This window comes from Ralstonia sp. 22111 (assembly GCF_052045895.1).
Classification (GTDB): Bacteria; Pseudomonadota; Gammaproteobacteria; order Burkholderiales; family Burkholderiaceae; genus Ralstonia; species Ralstonia wenshanensis.
In genome coordinates this window covers 1-1,489 of record NZ_JBQEPR010000020.1, presented here as the reverse complement: position 1 = coordinate 1,489, position 1,489 = coordinate 1, and the positions used below count along the sequence as shown (strand labels likewise).

At 58.6% G+C, this 1,489-nt stretch carries 2 protein-coding genes; both read left to right on the top strand.

Annotation, left to right across the window (positions count from 1 at the left end; translation table 11 throughout):
• Positions 1-282: 282 nt before the first annotated feature.
• Positions 283-690, top strand: a complete 408-nt coding sequence (locus tag ACTJK4_RS25090) for a hypothetical protein (protein WP_440819220.1) — start codon at positions 283-285, stop codon at positions 688-690.
• Positions 691-1,130: 440 nt separating this feature from the next.
• Positions 1,131-1,489, top strand: a 359-nt coding sequence (locus ACTJK4_RS25085; RefSeq protein ID WP_440819219.1) for a BRO-N domain-containing protein, incomplete at its 3' end; no start/stop codon positions are given.

Below are 1,489 nucleotides of genomic sequence, written 5' to 3'. Positions count from 1 at the left end.
GACGAAGCCAAAGAACCCGTCGTCATCTCCGCCGGCAGCTATCGGCACAAGCGCGCCCGCGCGCTGACTGACTTTGCGCGCGCGTCGGTGCAGATTTCGGATTTGATTGAGGCGGGGGTGTAGGGAGTGGGATGGGGCGCGCATCGCTGGGCGACGGTGCAGGCCGTTTGGGACCAGCCGTTATTGGCCGAAGCCGTATTGAGCGTTAATCAGTAAGCTGAAACAATTCAGACACTCGCAGTGTGCAGTAACCAACACCGCTCATTTGGAGACAGACCAATCATGGAACGCTCGAAAATTTCGCTACAGTGGCCGAATGCACTGCGCTGGTTCTTGATTCAGGACCTGCACAGCTTTGTTCCGTGGCACTTCATGCGTGAAACAGCCGAGTTGGAATTTGCTGCAAATGCGTTCCGCCGCGAGGCGGGTGGAAAAGACGTGTTTGTGTTCGCGCGTCGGCAGGACTGTGACGATTTCGCGGGCCTTGAGGTGGTGGACGGGCGTATTACCGATCGAGTCATCCACTTCCATCCTGTGTTTGCCAAGGGAAATCAAGCTCCGTCGACCGAGCGAGAGTGGAATATCGTCTGTGGAGTTTTTGACGACGTCTTCAGCTTCATGGCAGAGCGAGTGGTTCCTGATATGAAAGACTGGGCACAGGTTGAAGATGCGAGCGACATAGAGTCTTGATCGGCCCCACATGACGGTCGTCCTTCGGCCATACCGTTGAAGCGATACACCGGCTGTGTGAAGTGACTAGAATGAATATCTCTTTGATAGGGGCCAAGCACAGTCTCAATGGAGCCTTGAGGGAAGCAGCCGGATTCTCTGTCCGCCTGCGTCGGCCCGCCGGTTTGCACGCAACCCCAACCAGCCGTATACTCGGCCGGTTGCCGAAACAGCGGCACACGGGGGTGACAGCCCGGAATACTCAGGCGCACATCAGCCGCGCTTTGTCTTTACGCGCGGCTTTTTGTTTGCGCACGTCTGGCACTCCTATGGGCGGGCCGGATAGGAGGGCTTCGGCCCTGCCGGTTCCTGAGTTCCGGTCTGTCAACCTGTTCGGTTCCGCCCCACCCTCGATTGACAGCGAGCGGGGCGGCCCACTTACCGCAACTCAGGAGTCTGCTATGACTGGAAATCTCAGCAGCGCGTCCGCGCTCGCCCTCACCCCAAACACCTTCAATTTCGAATCGCACGCGGTGCGCGTTGTCATGCGCGACGATGAGCCGTGGTTTGTCGCGACCGACATCTGCGACGCGCTCAACATTCAAAACGCCTCGCAGGTCATTGCCCGGCTTGATCAAGATGAACGGTCTATGTTCAACATAGGTCGTCAGGGCGCAGCGCATATCGTGAGTGAATCCGGCATGTACACCCTAGTCCTGCGCTGCCGCGACGCAATGAAGCCCGGCACCGTGCCACACCGCTTCCGCAAGTGGGTCACGTCCATCGTCCTGCCCGCCATCCGCAAGACCGGCCAGTTCAC